The sequence below is a fragment of the Streptomyces sp. JNUCC 63 genome, assembly GCF_054366325.1.
This window is the reverse complement of sequence record NZ_CM135963.1, coordinates 6,845,186-6,861,471: the sequence shown is the minus strand read 5'-3', so window position 1 is coordinate 6,861,471 and position 16,286 is coordinate 6,845,186. Positions and strand designations below refer to the sequence as shown.

The 16,286-nt window shown below is 67.2% G+C and carries 13 protein-coding genes and 2 pseudogenes; 12 read left to right on the top strand and 3 right to left on the bottom strand.

Annotation, left to right across the window (positions count from 1 at the left end; all coding sequences use genetic code 11):
• Window positions 1–5 precede the first annotated feature (5 nt).
• The 4 genes and pseudogenes from ACX25U_RS31670 to ACX25U_RS31655 form a co-directional block, all read left to right on the top strand.
• On the top strand, window positions 6–437 hold the full coding sequence (locus ACX25U_RS31670) for an alpha/beta hydrolase (RefSeq protein ID WP_454385106.1): 432 nt from the start codon (window positions 6–8) through the stop codon (window positions 435–437).
• A gap of 50 nt (window positions 438–487) precedes the next feature.
• Window positions 488–931, top strand: a pseudogene (locus ACX25U_RS31665) (winged helix-turn-helix domain-containing protein); the annotation flags it as partial.
• 68 nt (window positions 932–999) lie between these two features.
• Window positions 1,000–2,192, top strand: a protein-coding gene (locus ACX25U_RS31660) for an IS3 family transposase (protein ID WP_454385104.1) whose coding sequence is annotated in 2 segments (ribosomal slippage) — window positions 1,000–1,270 and window positions 1,270–2,192 — 1,194 coding nt in all. Because the reading frame shifts where the segments join, the coding sequence is not laid out codon by codon here.
• Between the two features lie 44 nt (window positions 2,193–2,236).
• Window positions 2,237–2,868: pseudogene (locus tag ACX25U_RS31655) on the top strand (transposase); the annotation flags it as partial.
• 116 nt (window positions 2,869–2,984) lie between these two features.
• On the opposite strand, the gene ACX25U_RS31650 reads toward ACX25U_RS31655, so the two are convergent.
• The gene (locus ACX25U_RS31650; protein WP_454385102.1) at window positions 2,985–3,596 is read right to left on the bottom strand and encodes a plasmid pRiA4b ORF-3 family protein; all 612 of its coding nucleotides are present in this window, start codon (window positions 3,594–3,596) and stop codon (window positions 2,985–2,987) included.
• Between the two features lie 153 nt (window positions 3,597–3,749).
• On the opposite strand from ACX25U_RS31650, the gene ACX25U_RS31645 reads away from it, so the two are divergent.
• Window positions 3,750–3,902, top strand: coding sequence for a helix-turn-helix domain-containing protein (locus ACX25U_RS31645; protein WP_454385100.1), 153 nt, complete (start codon window positions 3,750–3,752; stop codon window positions 3,900–3,902).
• Window positions 3,903–3,930: 28 nt separating this feature from the next.
• On the opposite strand, the gene ACX25U_RS31640 is transcribed toward ACX25U_RS31645, so the two are convergent.
• Window positions 3,931–5,003, bottom strand: a protein-coding gene (locus ACX25U_RS31640) for an IS630 family transposase (RefSeq protein WP_454385098.1) whose coding sequence is annotated in 2 segments (ribosomal slippage) — window positions 3,931–4,520 and window positions 4,520–5,003 — 1,074 coding nt in all. Because the reading frame shifts where the segments join, the coding sequence is not laid out codon by codon here.
• A 159-nt stretch (window positions 5,004–5,162) separates the two neighbouring features.
• Between ACX25U_RS31640 and ACX25U_RS31635 the strand changes: the two genes are divergently transcribed.
• From ACX25U_RS31635 to otnI, 3 genes are all read left to right on the top strand, one after another.
• The gene (locus tag ACX25U_RS31635; RefSeq protein WP_454385096.1) at window positions 5,163–5,564 is read left to right on the top strand and encodes a dienelactone hydrolase family protein; all 402 of its coding nucleotides are present in this window, start codon (window positions 5,163–5,165) and stop codon (window positions 5,562–5,564) included.
• A 52-nt stretch (window positions 5,565–5,616) separates the two neighbouring features.
• Window positions 5,617–5,850: a hypothetical protein gene (locus ACX25U_RS31630; RefSeq protein ID WP_454385095.1), complete on the top strand. Its 234-nt coding sequence runs from the start codon at window positions 5,617–5,619 to the stop codon at window positions 5,848–5,850.
• 131 nt (window positions 5,851–5,981) lie between these two features.
• Window positions 5,982–6,785 (top strand): 2-oxo-tetronate isomerase, encoded by an 804-nt coding sequence (gene otnI, locus ACX25U_RS31625; RefSeq protein WP_454385093.1) that lies wholly within the window; start codon window positions 5,982–5,984, stop codon window positions 6,783–6,785.
• Between the two features lie 796 nt (window positions 6,786–7,581).
• Here otnI and ACX25U_RS31620 read toward each other — a convergent pair.
• Window positions 7,582–8,820, bottom strand: coding sequence for an IS256 family transposase (locus ACX25U_RS31620; protein WP_454385092.1), 1,239 nt, complete (start codon window positions 8,818–8,820; stop codon window positions 7,582–7,584).
• Between the two features lie 325 nt (window positions 8,821–9,145).
• Between ACX25U_RS31620 and ACX25U_RS31615 the strand changes: the two genes are divergently transcribed.
• The 4 genes from ACX25U_RS31615 (at window position 9,146) to ACX25U_RS31600 (ending at window position 16,198) form a co-directional block, all read left to right on the top strand.
• On the top strand, window positions 9,146–10,195 hold the full coding sequence (locus ACX25U_RS31615) for an IS110 family RNA-guided transposase (protein WP_454385091.1): 1,050 nt from the start codon (window positions 9,146–9,148) through the stop codon (window positions 10,193–10,195).
• 2,263 nt (window positions 10,196–12,458) lie between these two features.
• On the top strand, window positions 12,459–13,799 hold the full coding sequence (locus ACX25U_RS31610) for a hypothetical protein (RefSeq protein WP_454385090.1): 1,341 nt from the start codon (window positions 12,459–12,461) through the stop codon (window positions 13,797–13,799).
• Window positions 13,800–14,154: 355 nt separating this feature from the next.
• Complete coding sequence (locus tag ACX25U_RS31605; protein WP_454385088.1) at window positions 14,155–15,357, top strand: IS110 family RNA-guided transposase; 1,203 nt, start codon at window positions 14,155–14,157, stop codon at window positions 15,355–15,357.
• Between the two features lie 139 nt (window positions 15,358–15,496).
• Window positions 15,497–16,198, top strand: a complete 702-nt coding sequence (locus ACX25U_RS31600; protein ID WP_454385086.1) for a hypothetical protein — start codon at window positions 15,497–15,499, stop codon at window positions 16,196–16,198.
• Window positions 16,199–16,286: the final 88 nt, after the last annotated feature.

The following is a 16,286-nucleotide window of genomic DNA, read 5'->3' as shown; positions in this document are numbered from 1 at the left end:
GAGCAATGATGCTCATCGAAAGCATCGACACCAGATTCCGTGCCCTCGACGGCCTGCACTTGGCCGGAACGCTGACACTGCCGGCACACCCCAGAGGCCCTGCTGTGGTTCTGTTACACGGCAACGGCGTCACACGGGAAGAGTGTGGATTGTTCACGCGGCTGGCTGCCGCGCTGGGGCGGGAAGGGGTGCCCAGCCTCCGATTCGATCTTCGCGCTCACGGGGAGAGCGAAGGGAGCCAACAAGATCGGACACTGTCGTCGCACCTCAATGACATCCGGGTCGCCTTGGCGCACGTGCGTGAGGTCACCGGAGTCGACGCCACCAGCTTGGTGGGTACCAGCTTCAGTGGCGGTCTGGCTGCCTACTACGCTGCCAAGCAGCCGGCTGAGGTCGCCCGACTGGTGCTGCTCAACCCGCAGCTCGATCACAACTGAGTTTGGCTTCTCGGGGTGACGAATAGTGTATATGGGTGTATTCCGGAGGTATGCGGTACCCCGATGGTGGCGGCCTGACCGCGAAGCAACGTGCCCAGCGGGAGCGGCTGCGGTTCGAGGCCGCCGAGATGTTCGCCCAGGGGGTCCCGCCGCCCGAGGTGGCCAAGCGGTTGAGGGTCTCCCGGAAGTCGGCCTACGCCTGGCACGCACGCTGGCGCGAGAAAGGACCGGACAGCCTTGCCTCCAAGGGGCCCAGCGGCTTCCCCAGCCGGATGCGACCGCAGTGGCGGGCCTGGCTGGAAGCGGAGCTGGACCGCGGTCCCGCCGCTCACGGCTGGACCGAGGACCAGCGCTGGACCCTGGCCCGCGTGGCGACCGTGATCGCCCGCCGGTTCCACGTCCGGTTCAGCCTCAAGCATGTCTCGCGCATCCTGCACCAGATGGGCTGGACCGTGCAGAGCCCCGTGCACCGGGCCGCCGAACGCGACGATGAGCTGACCCCGGTTTCGTGGAGTCCCTGAAGCCAGGCTTATGATCCTGGCCCGAAGGAGAACCACGAGCAGTGCCAGCACCACGTAAGTACCCGGACGAGCTCCGCGAGCGGGCCGTCCGCGAGGTCCGCGCCACCGGCCGTCCGATTGCGCACGTCGCGAAGGATCTGGGCATCCACAAGGAGGCCCTGCGCGGTTGGGTCCGCCAGGCCGAAGCGGACGCCGGCGAGCGCGACGACCGGCTGACCACCGCTGAGCGGGAAGAGCTGAAACAGCTCCGCAGGGAGAACTCGGAGTTGAGGCGGGCGAATGAGATCCTCAAGGCCGTGAGCGCGTTTTTTGCGGCCGAACTCGACCGTCCCCGGACGAGGCCGACCAGGTGATCGAGCACCTCAGGGACAAGGGTCTCGGGGTCGGGTTCGCCTGCCGGGTGCTGGGGCTGTCCGAGTCGGCGTACTACGCGCGCAAGAAGCGGCCGAAGTCGGCCCGCCGGCTGCGTGACGAGCAGCTCATGCCGTTGATCAAGGAGGTCCACGCCGAGTCGGGTGGCACCTATGGTGTCCGCCGGATCACCCGCGCGCTGCGGCGCAAGGGCATCCAGGTGGCCCGCTGCACCGTCGAGCGGCTGATGGCCGAGCTGGGTCTGGAGGGCGTCATCCGCGGTCAGCGGCGGCGGACCACCGTGCCTGATCCGTCGGCGCCGAGGCCGCCGGACCTGGTCGACCGGGACTTCACCGCATCCCGGCCGGACCAGCTGTGGGTGGCGGACATCACCTATGTCCGCACCTGGACGGGCTGGGTGTACGTGGCGTTCGTCCTGGACGTGTTCTCCCGGATGATCGTCGGCTGGCAGGTCGCGAACCACATGCGCACCGACCTGCCGCTGGACGCCCTGGAGATGGCGTTGTGGAGGAGGCGGATCAAGAAGGATTCCGGGCTGATCCATCACAGTGACAGGGGGTCGCAATATGTGTCGATTCGCTACACCGACCGGCTCGCCGAGATCGGCGCCGCCGCGTCGGTCGGCTCCGTCGCGGACTCGTACGACAACGCGATGGCCGAGGCGCTGAACGGCACGTTCAAGGCCGAGCTGATCGAGATGCAAGGGCCCTGGACCGGCTTCGATCAGGTCGAGCGAGCAGTGTTCCAGTGGGTCACCTGGTACAACGAGGAACGGCTCCACTCCGCCCTCGACTACGTACCGCCCGCCGAGTACGAACGCGACTGGTGGCGGCAACAGGAAGCCACCCCGCAGTCCGCCTGAAACAAGACCGCCGGACTCTACGAAACTCGGGACAGCTCAACGAGCAGGCCGTAGCGACCTGGGTCAAGGAGGCCTGGCCCCGCGTGGGAAAACCGTGAGGAACCGGGATGCCTGGCTGTGCTTCGAGGACGAAGCAGGGCAGAGCATCAGGCCGCCCAAGGCGCGTACCTGGTCCCGACGCGGCCATCCGCCGGTGGTCAGGGTCAGCGGCAAGGGCTCCGGGCGGATCTCCCTGGCCTCGATGCTGTGCACCAAGCCCGGCACCCGCACCCGGCTGATCTACCGGATGCTGGTTCAGCACGCCGGGCGGAAAAAGGAGAAGAAGGGCTTCAAGGAGCCGGACCTCGCGGCGCTTCTGGACGCGGCGCACGCCGAGCTCGGTGCGGAAATCGTGCTGGTATGGGACAACTCCACGCAGCACACCGACCGCGCGATGCGTGACCTGCTCGCCGCACGATCCTGGCTGACGGTGTTCCACTTCCCGCCGTACAGCCCGGAGTTGAATCCGGATGAGGGCGTGTGGGCGAACCTGAAGGGGAGTCTGGGCAACCTGGCAGCGTGCACCACCGACCAGCTCGCGGCCTTCGCCCGGACCCGGTTGAAGAAGATGCAGTACCGGCCCGAGCTCCTCGACGGGTTCATCGCCGAGACCGGACTGGCCCTCGCGCCGCCGTAGAGATCGATGTCACCCCGAGAAGCCAACCTCAGTAGTGCAGCGCCGCATTGATCTTGCGGGGGTATGTGCCCCGCCGTCAGCGGCGACGCGGGCTGCTGACGGCGGAGGGTGATGCGTCAGTTCTTGACAAGCACGGTCGCAAGGGCGGAGAGCGCGGAGTTGACCTGGGCTGCGTCGAAGGCTGCGGGGTCGAACTGGTCGGCAGAGTCGAGGCCCAGCCATTCCAGGCGGTCCTCGTGTTCTTCGTGGTGGGGGTCGGCAAGGATCTCGATGAGGTAGTCGTATCCCCAGATGCCGCCGCAGTCCTCGGGCGGGCAGGCTCGGCGGCCGGTGAGGCATCGGGGGTAGGCGGTGCCGGCCTCCGGTGCGGTGACGTCCTCGATGAGGATGTCATGTTCCCAGTCGTCGCCGAAGTCGTAGGTGTAGCGAAGCCGGTCGCCGGTGCGGGGGGCCACCTGGCCGAGCCGCCTGGAAGCGGCGCTGCGGATTCCCAGGTCGCGGTCGGCGACGCCGTATCGGTCCCGGCCGGTCTCGAAGGCCCACATGTGGTAGTCCTCCCAGCCGAAGGCGGCCTGGATGACGTCGTGCAGCTCGCGCAAGGTGATGCCTGACGGCACCTCCAGGCGGCGCCAGATCGGAGGCCGGGAGTCCCGCAAGGTGATCTTGATCTTGTGCACGGTCTTGCTCGGTGCCGTCTGCGGGGTCTTCGCGCTCCTACTGTTCGCCATGGCGGCCATCCTGCCACCCACGCCCGCCTTGCCCTGGTGGAACGTCTCCCGCCGCCCCCAGCAATGATCAACGCGATTCATGGATTCGAAGGGGTGGGGCGCGTGCCGGTGGCAAGTCCGTTCCAGGTGGCCTGAGGTGGTGAACAGCGCAAAGTGCTGGAGGAGTTGGCGCGGTCACGGACCGCGCCGTTGCGCCGGGTGCAGCGGGCCCGGGCCGCACTGGCCTATGCGGACGGTGGCGCGAATGCGGCCATCGCCCGCGCCCTTGGCGTGCATCTGGACACCGTGCGGCGCTGGCGCAACTGAGGTTGGCTTCTCGGGGTGACATCGATCTCTACGGCGGCGCGAGGGCCAGTCCGGTCTCGGCGATGAACCCGTCGAGGAGCTCGGGCCGGTACTGCATCTTCTTCAACCGGGTCCGGGCGAAGGCCGCGAGCTGGTCGGTGGTGCACGCTGCCAGGTTGCCCAGACTCCCCTTCAGGTTCGCCCACACGCCCTCATCCGGATTCAACTCCGGGCTGTACGGCGGGAAGTGGAACACCGTCAGCCAGGATCGTGCGGCGAGCAGGTCACGCATCGCGCGGTCGGTGTGCTGCGTGGAGTTGTCCCATACCAGCACGATTTCCGCACCGAGCTCGGCGTGCGCCGCGTCCAGAAGCGCCGCGAGGTCCGGCTCCTTGAAGCCCTTCTTCTCCTTTTTCCGCCCGGCGTGCTGAACCAGCATCCGGTAGATCAGCCGGGTGCGGGTGCCGGGCTTGGTGCACAGCATCGAGGCCAGGGAGATCCGCCCGGAGCCCTTGCCGCTGACCCTGACCACCGGCGGATGGCCGCGTCGGGACCAGGTACGCGCCTTGGGCGGCCTGATGCTCTGCCCTGCTTCGTCCTCGAAGCACAGCCAGGCATCCCGGTTCCTCACGGTTTTCCCACGCGGGGCCAGGCCTCCTTGACCCAGGTCGCTACGGCCTGCTCGTCGCGTTCGGCGGCCCGGTGCACGGGGCTCTGCACGGTCCAGCCCATCTGGTGCAGGATGCGCGAGACATGCTTGAGGCTGAACCGGACGTGGAACCGGCGGGCGATCACGGTCGCCACGCGGGCCAGGGTCCAGCGCTGGTCCTCGGTCCAGCCGTGAGCGGCGGGACCGCGGTCCAGCTCCGCTTCCAGCCAGGCCCGCCACTGCGGTCGCATCCGGCTGGGGAAGCCGCTGGGCCCCTTGGAGGCAAGGCTGTCCGGTCCTTTCTCGCGCCAGCGTGCGTGCCAGGCGTAGGCCGACTTCCGGGAGACCCTCAACCGCTTGGCCACCTCGGGCGGCGGGACCCCCTGGGCGAACATCTCGGCGGCCTCGAACCGCAGCCGCTCCCGCTGGGCACGTTGCTTCGCGGTCAGGCCGCCACCATCGGGGTACCGCATACCTCCGGAATACACCCATATACACTATTCGTCACCCCGAGAAGCCAAACTCAGAAGCATCGTTTCATTGATCAGAAGCCGTGGTGGGTCAATGACTTTCTCGACGAGGAGCATGCGCGGCAGCTCAGGGAGCGTGGTTTCCTGGACCACTCTCCCACCGTGCACCACGGGCGTGCACTGCTGAACGAGGTATTCTGGATCAGGGCGTTCACCGTACTCGATGAGATTCTGGCGCCAACCCTGATCGTTCACGGCACCGAGGACACATTCGTCCCCATCGACTCTTCCCGGGCCGCCATCAAGCGGCTCAAGGCTTGTGACGTGTTGGTGCAGATTGAGGGGGCGGCGCACGGCTTCGCAGTGAGCGGGGATCCCGACTACCTCAACGAACAGACCCACCGGTGGCAGGCTGTCGCGATTCAGAAGGTGGTCGACTGGCTGACTGCGCCGGTTCGCTGGGAAAACCCTTCCGGTCAGCGGACCGCTACTGGCACCAGCAAAACCGCGGTCGAGTTGCCATCCAACCCTTGGTGGATGGGATGCCCGTGGTGGGTAGGGTAATTACCGGTCACAGGCGCCGGGGTTCGGAGGGCTCCGCGATGGCTCGGCGGGTATGCAGATCATTGTGGATGCAGTCACCCGCCTCGTGGTCGCCACGGCCCACTCGGAGCCGAACATCGTCAGCTGTTCCTCGAACGGCTTGCCGCCCAGGAGGCCAGAGCAGGACATGGACCTGTTCGCTCTGGGCCGTGCTCAGGTGATCGCTCTCTTCGTGTCCGCCATCTTGGTGTCCGGCGTCTTCGGCAACCCGCTTTCCGTCTGGGTCATGGCCGGTTCCAGGATGTGAACGGCTGGCAGGGCTGGCGCGGATGCTCCTGTTGGAGGCGATCCCCGCCGTCCTCATCAGTGTGGTCCCTCTGTTCCACCTCGACAACCGCGTGCGCGCCAGCCCCTCCAGTCCCGCACACAGGAGCCAGCATGCCAAGGTTCGCAGCCAACCTGTCCATGATGTACACAGAGCACCACTTCCTCGACCGTTTCGCCGCGGCCTCGGCGGACGGCTTCACCGCCGTGGAGTACCCCTTCCCCTACGCCTACGACGCCACGGAGCTGCGTCACCGGCTTGACGACCACGGCCTCAGCCAGGTGCTCTTCAACGCACCTTACGGGGCGCGGGAATCCGGAGAACGGGGGATCGCGGCGCTTCCTGGCCGCGAGGCGGAGGTCCGCTCCGGGATCGCCCGGGCTTTGGAGTACGCCGTTGCACTGGACTGCCCACGGTTGCATGTGATGGCCGGTCTCGTGCCGCCGGACGTGACTCCGAAGGAACTGGCCAAGTACCGCGACACCTACCTGGTCAACCTGGAGTGGGCCGCGGCGCGGGCCTCCGAGCTGGATGTCGACATCCTGGTCGAGCCGATCAACGGCCGGGACATGCCGGGCTACTTCCTGGCGAGGCAGGCGGAGGCCCACGCGGTGGTCGGGGAGGTGTGCGCCACGAATCTCAAGGTGCAACTCGACCTCTATCACTGCCAGATCGTCGAAGGCGATCTCACGACGACGTTGCGCCGCGATCTCCCGACCGGCCGGGTCGGTCACCTGCAGATCGCCGGCGTGCCGGACCGCCACGAGCCCGACGACGGTGAGCTCGACGTGAGCTACTTGTTCGGCGTCATCGACGACCTGGGCTTCGACGGGTGGATCGGCTGCGAGTACACCCCCCGTGCCGGCACGAGCGACGGCCTCGGCTGGCTAAACGACTACCGAGGGGACAGCGCATGAGGATCGTCATTACGGGCGGCTTCGGCTTCCTGAGACGGGAGATCACTGACACCCTGCACCAGAGGGCCTGACCAGCAACGCAGCGTGCCCGACCTCCGATCAGAAACAGCGTCAAATGAGCGGTGCGAGCCTCAAGATATCGCCCGCAACACCCGCACTGCACATAGCTCGCACCGACAAAACTGTGGGTCCGGAGCCCTTGGCTACAAGCACATGAGTCATCGGGAACACGTCCAGACATTCCCACGAAATGCCATCCCATGGCGATCGACTGCTCGCCAACGGCGCCGATACCTGCCGCCTCGAGGCACGGAGCGAGGGAACATAGCGCGGGATCGCCGGTTAGCCAAACCGGCGATCCCGCGCATCATGGATGCTCCACCGCCACCGCTCTTCCCTGCATCGGAAGGCACACTCAAGACAGGCCACCACTTAGCTCAATACGCACCGTGACCGCAGCGCGCTGCCACGTAGCTCGCGCTGAGTCGATTCACGGCATGCCCCAAATCTCAAGGTACTCAATGCCATGGAGCCAGGAATGATCCATCTCGACGCACGGGGCCTGCCTGGCGCTGATCTTAGAGCGCGACGTGGCGGACCTTCGGTTTCGCTGCCGGCTGTTCTAACCAGTTTCCGGCCCAGCACCGCGGTCCACTGATTCGCCGCAGGCATTAGAGCCAAGATCTCACAGTTCCAGCACTTATCGGCTGTACGCAAGCAGCGCCACCTTGAAATGAATTGGGTCACGTCCGCTGGAGTGGTGTATCGACGGCCACTCGGTGATCTCGATCTGAGGCTATGCGGTGAGTTCGTTGGGCAGGGCGGTGTCGTCGGTTTCTGACTCGATCGGGTGGAGTCGGGCCTTGGCGAGGAGCTCGCGGCCCATGTAGCGGCGGGCCTCGGTCCACTCGTCGTTCTGCTCGGCCAGCACCGCGCCGACCAGCCGGATGACCGCGGTGCGGTCGGGGAAGATGCCGACCACGTCGGTGCGGCGCCGGATCTCCTTGTTCAGCCGCTCCTGCGGGTTGTTCGACCAGATCTGCCGCCAGATCTCGCGCGGGAAGGCGGTGAAGGCCAGCAGGTCGTGCTGGGCGGCGTCCAAGTGGGCTGCGGCCTTGGGGAACTTGGCCTCCAAAGCGTCCAGGACGTGGGTCATCTGCGCCTTCACCGCGTCGGCATCGGGCTGTTCGAACACGGTCCGCAGCAGGGTGGCCACCCAGGGCTGGGCCGACTTCGGCACCTGGCTCAGCAGGTTCCTCGCGTAGTGGGTGCGACAGCGCTGCCACGAGGCGCCGGGCAGCACCGCGCCGATCGCGTCCACCAGGCCGGCATGCGCGTCGGAGACGACCAGCTGGACGCCGGACAGGCCGCGGGCGATCAGCGAGCGCAGGAAGGCCAGCCAGCCGGCGCCGTCCTCGGCGGTGGCCACGTCGATGCCGAGGATCTCGCGGTGGCCGTCGGCGTTGACGCCGACCGCGATCAGGGCATGCACGTTGATGATCCGGCCGCCTTCGCGGACCTTCTGGGTGAGCGCGTCGACCCAGACGAACGAGTACGGGCCGGCGTCCAGGGGCCGGTTGCGGAAGGCGGCGACCTGCTCGTCCAGGTGCTTGGCCATCGCGCTGACCTGGGACTTCGACAGCTGGGTGACGCCCAGGGACTCGGCGAGCTTCTCGACCCGGCGAGTGGAGACGCCGAGGAGGTAGGCGGTGGCGACCACCGAGATCAGGGCCTGCTCGGCCCGGCGGCGGCGCTCCAGCAGCCAGTGCGGGAAGTAGCTGCCGGACCGCAGCTTGGGGACGGCGAGCTCGACCGTGCCCGCCCGCGTGTCCCACTCGCGCGGGCGATAGCCGTTGCGGTGGTTGACTCTCTCGTCGCTGACCTGGCTGTATTCGGCGTTGCAGAGGGCGTCGGCCTCCGCCGACATGAGCGCGTCGGCGAACGTCTTGATCATCGCGCGCAGCAGGTCCGGACTCGCCGCGGCGAGATTGTCCTCGGCGAGGGCGTGCAGGGGCAGACTGTCGGGTGCGGTCATCGTGCTGATCTCCTTCAAAGACTTGGTCGTCTTGAAAGATCAGCCGGTGGCCGTTCTCGTATCCGGACACTCACTCCGACGCCGGGCCAAACACCCGGATCAGGTGGGAACCGGTACACCACTTCCCTCAATGTCATGCTGCTGGTGGTTCCGTGGGCTCGCTCCACCACTTCCTGCCCAGCCCCGCGGCTGTGGCCTGGTCCTCTTGTGCGGCCGACGGGACCACACCGGCCGGTGTGGCTTGATAGGAGCACGGCACAGGCCCTGATTGAGGCGTGCCCACCGGCTGGTCCCGACACCGGTAGACAGCAAGAGGGTCCGGCTGATGGTGATCTTCGGAATCGATGCACACAAACGCAACCACACCGCAGTTGCCGTGGATGACCGCGGACGCAAACTGGGCGAGCGCACCACCGGAACGACAAGCGATGATCACTTGCGCCTTCTCGCCTGGGCGCAGAAGTGGGGCGGGGACCGGCTGTGGGCCATCGAGGACTGCCGGCAGATGTCCCGTCGGCTGGAACGGGACCTGCTGGCCGCCGGCGAGCGTATTGTGCGAGTACCGCCCAAACTGATGGCCAATTGCCGCAGTTCGGCGCGCACCTACGGCAAGTCCGACCCGATCGACGCCCTCGCCGTGGCCCGCGCTGCACTGCGTGAACCAGACCTGCCCGCCGCCGGCCTGGACGGCGATGCCCGTGAGCTGCGGCTGCTGGTCGATCATCGCGACGACCTGGTCGCCGAACGTACCCGCGCCATCAACCGGCTGCGCTGGCACCTCCATGAGCTCGACCCGGCCCTGGACCCGCCAGCCCGCTGCCTGGTCCGCGTCAAACACCTCGCCGCCCTCACGACACAGCTGGCCGATGCGGGCGGCACCGTGGCGCGGCTGGCCCGGTACCTGCTGGAGCGGTGCCACCACCTCACCCTCGAGATCCGCTCCCTGGATGCAGAGATCAAGGAGCTGGTCAGCCAGGCCGCCCCGAATCTGTTGAAGATTCCCGGTTGCGGCACGCTGAACGCGGCGAAGATCCTCGGCGAGACCACCGGCATCGGCCGGTTCCGCACCAAGAGCGCCTACGCCCGTCACAACGGCACCGCACCACTACCCGTGTGGTCCGGCAACCGCGAGCGCCATCGCCTCGCCCGCACCGGAAACCGGCAGCTCAACGCAGCCCTGCACCGCATCGCGATCACCCAGGCCCACTACCACCCCGATGCCCGCGCCTACCTTCAGCGACGCAAGGAAAGGGGCAACACCACCACCGAAGCCATACGCGCACTACGACGACGACTTTCCGACGTCGTCTACCGCGCCCTCCTCATCGACGCCCACATCGGCGCTCACCAGGACTCCCTCCGGCAAGCAGCCTGATTGACATAGGAGCAAGTGGACGCAACTATGAATAAGAGCCCCTATGCACAGACAGAGCAATGAATCGCAGGGCGCCCAGTACAGCCCCGCACGCATGCGCGCCACTTGGGACGGGACTGGCAGTGTGGGGGATGCCTCCAGGGCGTTGGGTTTCTCGCGGGCAAAGGGCTACGACCTGGTTCGGCGCGGCGAGTTCCCATGCCGTGTGCTGCGCGTCGGCCGTGCGACGCGTGTCGTCACTGCGTCCCTGCTCCGGGTGCTCGAGAGCGGGGAGCCCGAGTACAGCGCAGCCTCAGCCGACCGCTTCACTCCGTCGTAGCTCACCCCCGCAGAAGCCCCGTCGGGAAGCTTCCCGACGGGGCTTCTGCGGGTCAAGCTCTCACACCCGTATCACAAACTGGGTGGACTCCCTCAGGCCATGAGGCCCTGACCTGCATTTTTGCGCCTGTCCTGGACTGGCCTGGACGCCCACGGACAGTCTTTACAACCTGTGCCATGTAGTACCGGCACGCGCGGAGGCGCCTCTCATTGAGCGCCATCCTTCCCGCCGCACCACAGGGCCCCAAGCACGCGAAGATGTCTCGCCGCCCCCCATCGGTTGTAGCTGGGCCCGGATTTCTCGCCCTCACCGGCGGATGCGAGAAGCCAAGATCCGGACCATTGACGGGCCAACGAAGCCACATCAGGAGCAACTTACGGCATCGACACAGGCCAGAGACACGCAAGCGCCGCGCTACCAGCAGACGAAGAACGTTCTTTGTTCTTACAGCCCTCAGAAGCTTGGGTTCTTCTAGAGCCTGCATTCGGGTTGCCTGGAGGTATTTTGCGCTCCAGGCGCCCCGACATTATAGGTACCCACTGTAATCAATTGGGTTCTTCGAGCTACTGTCTGGCATCCAAAGGAGATCCCGCCGGACCAGTCGCGGACCAAGTAGCGCCTCGGGACATCAGCCCACGAGCCGCCCGGTCACGAGCGCAGCGACCCGCCGATACCCGCAAGCAGCGCGCAAACCGCCTGCAGGACTGGGAGAGCTCATCGGACCTCATGACCGCCCTGAACGAGTCCCCACCCGAGCGAAGTCTCCTCGCGGCGAAAACGGGCCTGCCAACGTCCACAAGCTGCCGAAGGCCACGAACAGGACAGCCCGGAAGGGCCAAGCAAGAAGGCCGCCGCGAGGAAGCCCGCTCCAAGCTCGCGACGCGAACAAGGCTGTTGTCAGTGCCTCGTGCGATCCTCACCCCGGAAGCGGGCACTTCAGAAGGAGGCCAGATGGCGAGGGGACGTCCGCGGAAGGATCCACGCGATCCGGTGGTGATTCTGCGGGATGCCGGGCTCGAACCACTGGAGCCCTATCCAGGAAGTGATAAGCCCTGGCGCTACCGCCATGAAGCGTGCGGGAGAGAAGTGTCACCGCGGCTGGGCAACATTGCCGCGGGCCGGCAGGGCGGCTGCCGGTACTGCTCAGGCACGGCTCCGATTCCTCCGGAGGAGGCGGTGGCGTTGATGCGCTCGGCCGGCCTGGAACCGCTGGAGCCGTATCCCGGGGCGACACCCCCTTGGCGCTGCCGGCACGTGCCGTGCGGTCGGGAGGTCAAGCCGCGCTACTCGTACATCAAACGCGGAGGGGGACCGTGCCGATGGTGCGCGCCGAACGCGCCGGTCGATCCGGACCAGGCCGCCGCGCTCATGAGGTCGGCGGGTCTGGAACCGTTGGAGCCCTATCCCGGGACCGACATCCCCTGGCGGTGCCGCTGCACAACCTGCGGCACGATCGGGACACCCACTCATGGGTCGGTCAAGGGCGGACAAGGGGGCTGCGGCCCGTGCGGGCGCAAGGGCGCCGGGCAGGGCATCAGCCGGGCATGGTCGCGTCGCCGCGAACTGCCCCGCACGGACGGCGACCGGGCCGCAATTGAGGCGAAGGACTTCGACCTCGAGCCGCTGGAGTCCTACCCGGGACCGAGCGGGCTGTGGCACTGCCGCCACCTCGCGTGCGGCCGAGACGTCGAGATCAGGTTGAGCAACCTCAGGCGCGGCCTTCGGGCCTGCCCGTACTGCCCTCCCTCCTCGGGTGGCCGACGCCGCTGGCCCGCGGACGAGGCCGAGGCCCTCATGCGTGCCGCCGACCTGGAACCGCTCGAACCGTACGCCGGGCGTCGTGACAAGGCGTGGCGGTGTCGCTGCAACGGCTGTGGGCGTGAGACGTCACCGAGTCTGGGCGGCATTCTGGCGGGCCAGGGCGGCTGTCGGCACTGTGCCGACGTGAGGGCGGCAGCGGGTAGAAAGACCGACCCGGGCACCGCGGTGGCTGCCATGCGCGCGGCCGGGCTGGAGCCGCTGGAGCCCTATGCCACCTCGGTGACGGCGTGGCGGTGCCGTTGCACAACCTGCGGCAACGAGGTCTCCCCGACGCTCATGAAGATTCGTGCTGGTGGAGGGTGCAAGTTCTGTGCCACCCACGGCATCGACCTGTCAGGACCGTCGAAGGTTTACGTGATCACCCACCAGGAGTGGAAAGCCGTCAAGATCGGGATCGGTGCCTGCACCGGCTACACCTCTCGCCTCATCCAACACGAACGCCAGGGTTGGCGACTGCATCAGGCCCGTGACTACACCACCGGCGCAGCCGCCTACGACGTCGAGCAGGCCGTGCTGGGCCGCCTGCATCAGGCCGGACTCGTTCCTTTCCTCACGAGCGACGTCATGCCGAACGGCTGGACCGAGACCTGCTCCGCAGCTCGCATCACGGCGGCCGAGGTCTGGGCCATGGTCGATGAGGAAACACGGAGCGCAGAAAAACCCTATGCGCCCCGAGTTGGCGGCCGACCACGTGCCGCGGTCCTCATCGACGCGGAGGCCGCAGCCGCTGAGATGCGGGCTTGCGGATACGAGCCACTCGTGCCGTATCCCGGCCGCACCAACGCGACTTGGCCCTCGCGCTGCATGACCTGCGGGCACGAGGGGCGTCCTTCGTTCAATGCCGTCCGTAACGCGGGCCAGCGCTGTCGCGTCTGCCGGGCAAAGGAAACCCAGGCGAAACGCGCCGCCACGAACGCGCCGAAGGCCCAAGAAACCATGCGCGCGGCCGGACTCCAACCGCTTGAACCCTACCCGGGCAGCCAAACGCCGTGGCGGTGCCGCTGCACCACATGCGGTCGCGAAACCAGCCCCACCTACTCCAACGTCAACAGCGGTTCGAAGGGCTGCCGGTTCTGTGCCCTCAACTCGGCAACCGACGAGCGTGCGTCCGCCGAAGTGCGGGCGGCCGGGTTCGAGCCGCTGGAGCCGTACCCCGGCCGTACCACGGACCGTTGGCGCTGCCGCTGTTCTTGCGGAAACGAGGTCATGACGCGCCTGTCATCCGTCCGGTCTGGAACCACCGGCTGCAAGAAGTGCCCCCGATCCGGTGGCCGAACCGATCCCGCGGCAGCCGCCGCGGAGGCACGCGCCGCCGGGTTCGAGCCGTTGGAGCCCTATCCGGGGAAGACCACCGACCGGTGGCGCTGCCGCTGCAGGTGCAGCACGGCCATCACCCTCACCCTGACCAGCATCAGAGGAGGCCGTACCGCGTGCGGAACGTGCTCCCGAGGCGCGACTCGATAACCGTTGGTCATGATGCACGCCGCCGCTGCACCAGTAGTCGAGCAAGCCCGGGTTCCGTCGTACGAACCTTCTTTAGGAGATCGCTGCCGCCCGACGGCATCCTCGGTATCGGCCCGTTACCTTCTTCTTGGCCCCGCAACGGGGCTCCCGGCCTCCGGTCCCGGCATGATTCTGTGGCCCAGTCAGTCATGATCGAAAGGGTGCTGTCACCGGGCACGGAGGCATCGGCAGACCGCTGATCAGGGGCATGGGCGCCGAACCCGCACTGGGTGAGGCAGGCTCTCCGTAACGTGGATGCCGGCACGCTGATGCCGCAGGCAGGCCGGGACCGTTCTGAGGTGGGGAGCATGTTCGCGTGAACCAGGACGAGACCGTCGACGTCTACCTGGGTCTGGACGTCGGCAAAGGCGAGCATCACGCAACTGCCCTCACCCCGGCCGGGAAGAAGGCCTTCGACAAGCCTCTGCCCAACACCGAACCCAAGCTGCGCGAGCTGTTCGCCAAGCTCCAGGCCAAGCACGGCACCGTACTGGTCGTGGTCGACCAGCCCGCCTCCATAGGCGCCCTGCCTCTGGCGGTCGCCCGGGACATGGGCTGCCGGATCGCCTACTTGCCGGGACTGACGATGCGTCGGATCGCTGACCTGTATCCAGGCGAGGCCAAGACCGACGCGAGGGACGCCTACGTCATCGCCGACGCAGCCCGCACTATGCCGCACACGCTCCGAGCCATCGGCCCGGCTGATGAGGCCACGGCCGAGTTGCAGATGATCGTCGGCTTCGACGACGACCTCACCACTGAAACCACCCGCATCAAGAACCGCCTGCGTGGCCTGCTCACCCAGATCCACCCCTCCCTCGAACAGGTCCTGGGCCCCCGCCTGGACCATCCCGCCGTCCTCGCCATGCTGGAGCGACACGGCTCACCCGCCCAGATCCGCAAAGCCGGACGCCGCCGTCTGGTCACGCTGCTACGGCCCAAGGCCCCGCGCATGGCCGAGCGCCTGGTGGACGACATCTTCACCGCACTCGACGAGCAGACCGTCGTTGTTCCCGGGACCGAGGCCGCAGCACTGATCGTCCCCAGTCTCGCCTCCTCCCTCGCTGCCGTCCTCGAACAGCGCAAAGCCCTGTCCGTCCGGATCGAGGACCTGCTGGAGGCTCACCCTCTTTCCCAGGTCCTGACCTCCATGCCCGGCATCGGGGTCAGGACCGCAGCCCGCATCCTCATCGACGTCGGCGACGGCACCGCCTTCCCCACCGCCGGCCACCTGGCCACCTACGCCGGCCTCGCCCCGGTCACCCGGGCCTCCGGCTCCTCGATCCGCGGCGAGCACCCCTCCCGGCGCGGCAACAGGCAACTCAAACGCGCCCTCTATCTCGCTGCGTTCGCCTCGCTCAAACAGCCGGAGTCCCGCGCCTACTACGACAAGAAGCGCAGGGAAGGAAAGCACCACGTCGCAGCCGTCATCGCGCTCGCCCGACGACGGATCGACGTGCTCTTCGCCATGCTCCGCGACGGCACCTTCTACCAGGCCCCGGCCGTCACACCCACTTGACGAAGACCATAGGGGCACCCTTTGAAGATGAGTTCGCCGGATCATGAGCGCTTCGGCGTCCAGCGATGTGGCCGAGGTCCTGTCGACGGTAGTCGACTGTCAGCTGACATGGGCAGGCCGCACAGTCTTCAATGGCGTCATGGCCACGCCGATGTCAACACCCCCGCCCCCCACTCTGGAGACGATCGCGGGTAGCGCCACGCTGGACGAAGTCCTGGAGTGTCTACGCGCGCGGCGGCCGGTGTTCCACTCCGAGGCCGATCTCCAGCACAGTTTCGCCCTCGCCGTAGGCGAGGTCGCACCGGAGGTGAGGTGCCGTCTCGAGATCCCGGTGCGCGGAAGCAACGCCTCGGAGTACCTGGACCTCCTGTGCCTGGGGCCGGCGAGCCGTACGGCAATCGAGTTCAAGTACGTGACCCGACAATGGTCGGGTACTACAGGGACGCCTCCCGAGGAGTACGCCTTGCGCGGACACAACGCCCCGGACGTCGCACGTAGGGACTTCCTGCGGGACGTAGCAAGGCTGGAACGCTTCTGCGACCGCGAGGACCAGAACGGGCTGGCCCTGCTCATCACAAACGAGGCGGCCCTGTGGCGCCCCAGGCAACGCAGGATGCCCACCAGGGACGAGGAGTTCCGCATCCACCACGGGCGCGAACTGAGCGGCACCTTGCTGTGGGCCGGCGGTTCCTTCCCGGACAACACCCGAGTGCTGCGCGGCGCCTACACGCTCGCCTGGCGTCAGTACACCCAACTGGAGGGTTCAAGTGGCGAGTTCCGCTGCCTTGCGGTGTTCATCACTCCGAGCGCCGCGCAGCCCCAGTGGCCACACGAGACGTAACCAGCAGACTGCCTCGCATGTCATTGATCACGGGAATCTGCCCTGATGGGAATCTGCCCTGGGTGAAGGCACTAGCCTCGATTCCGGA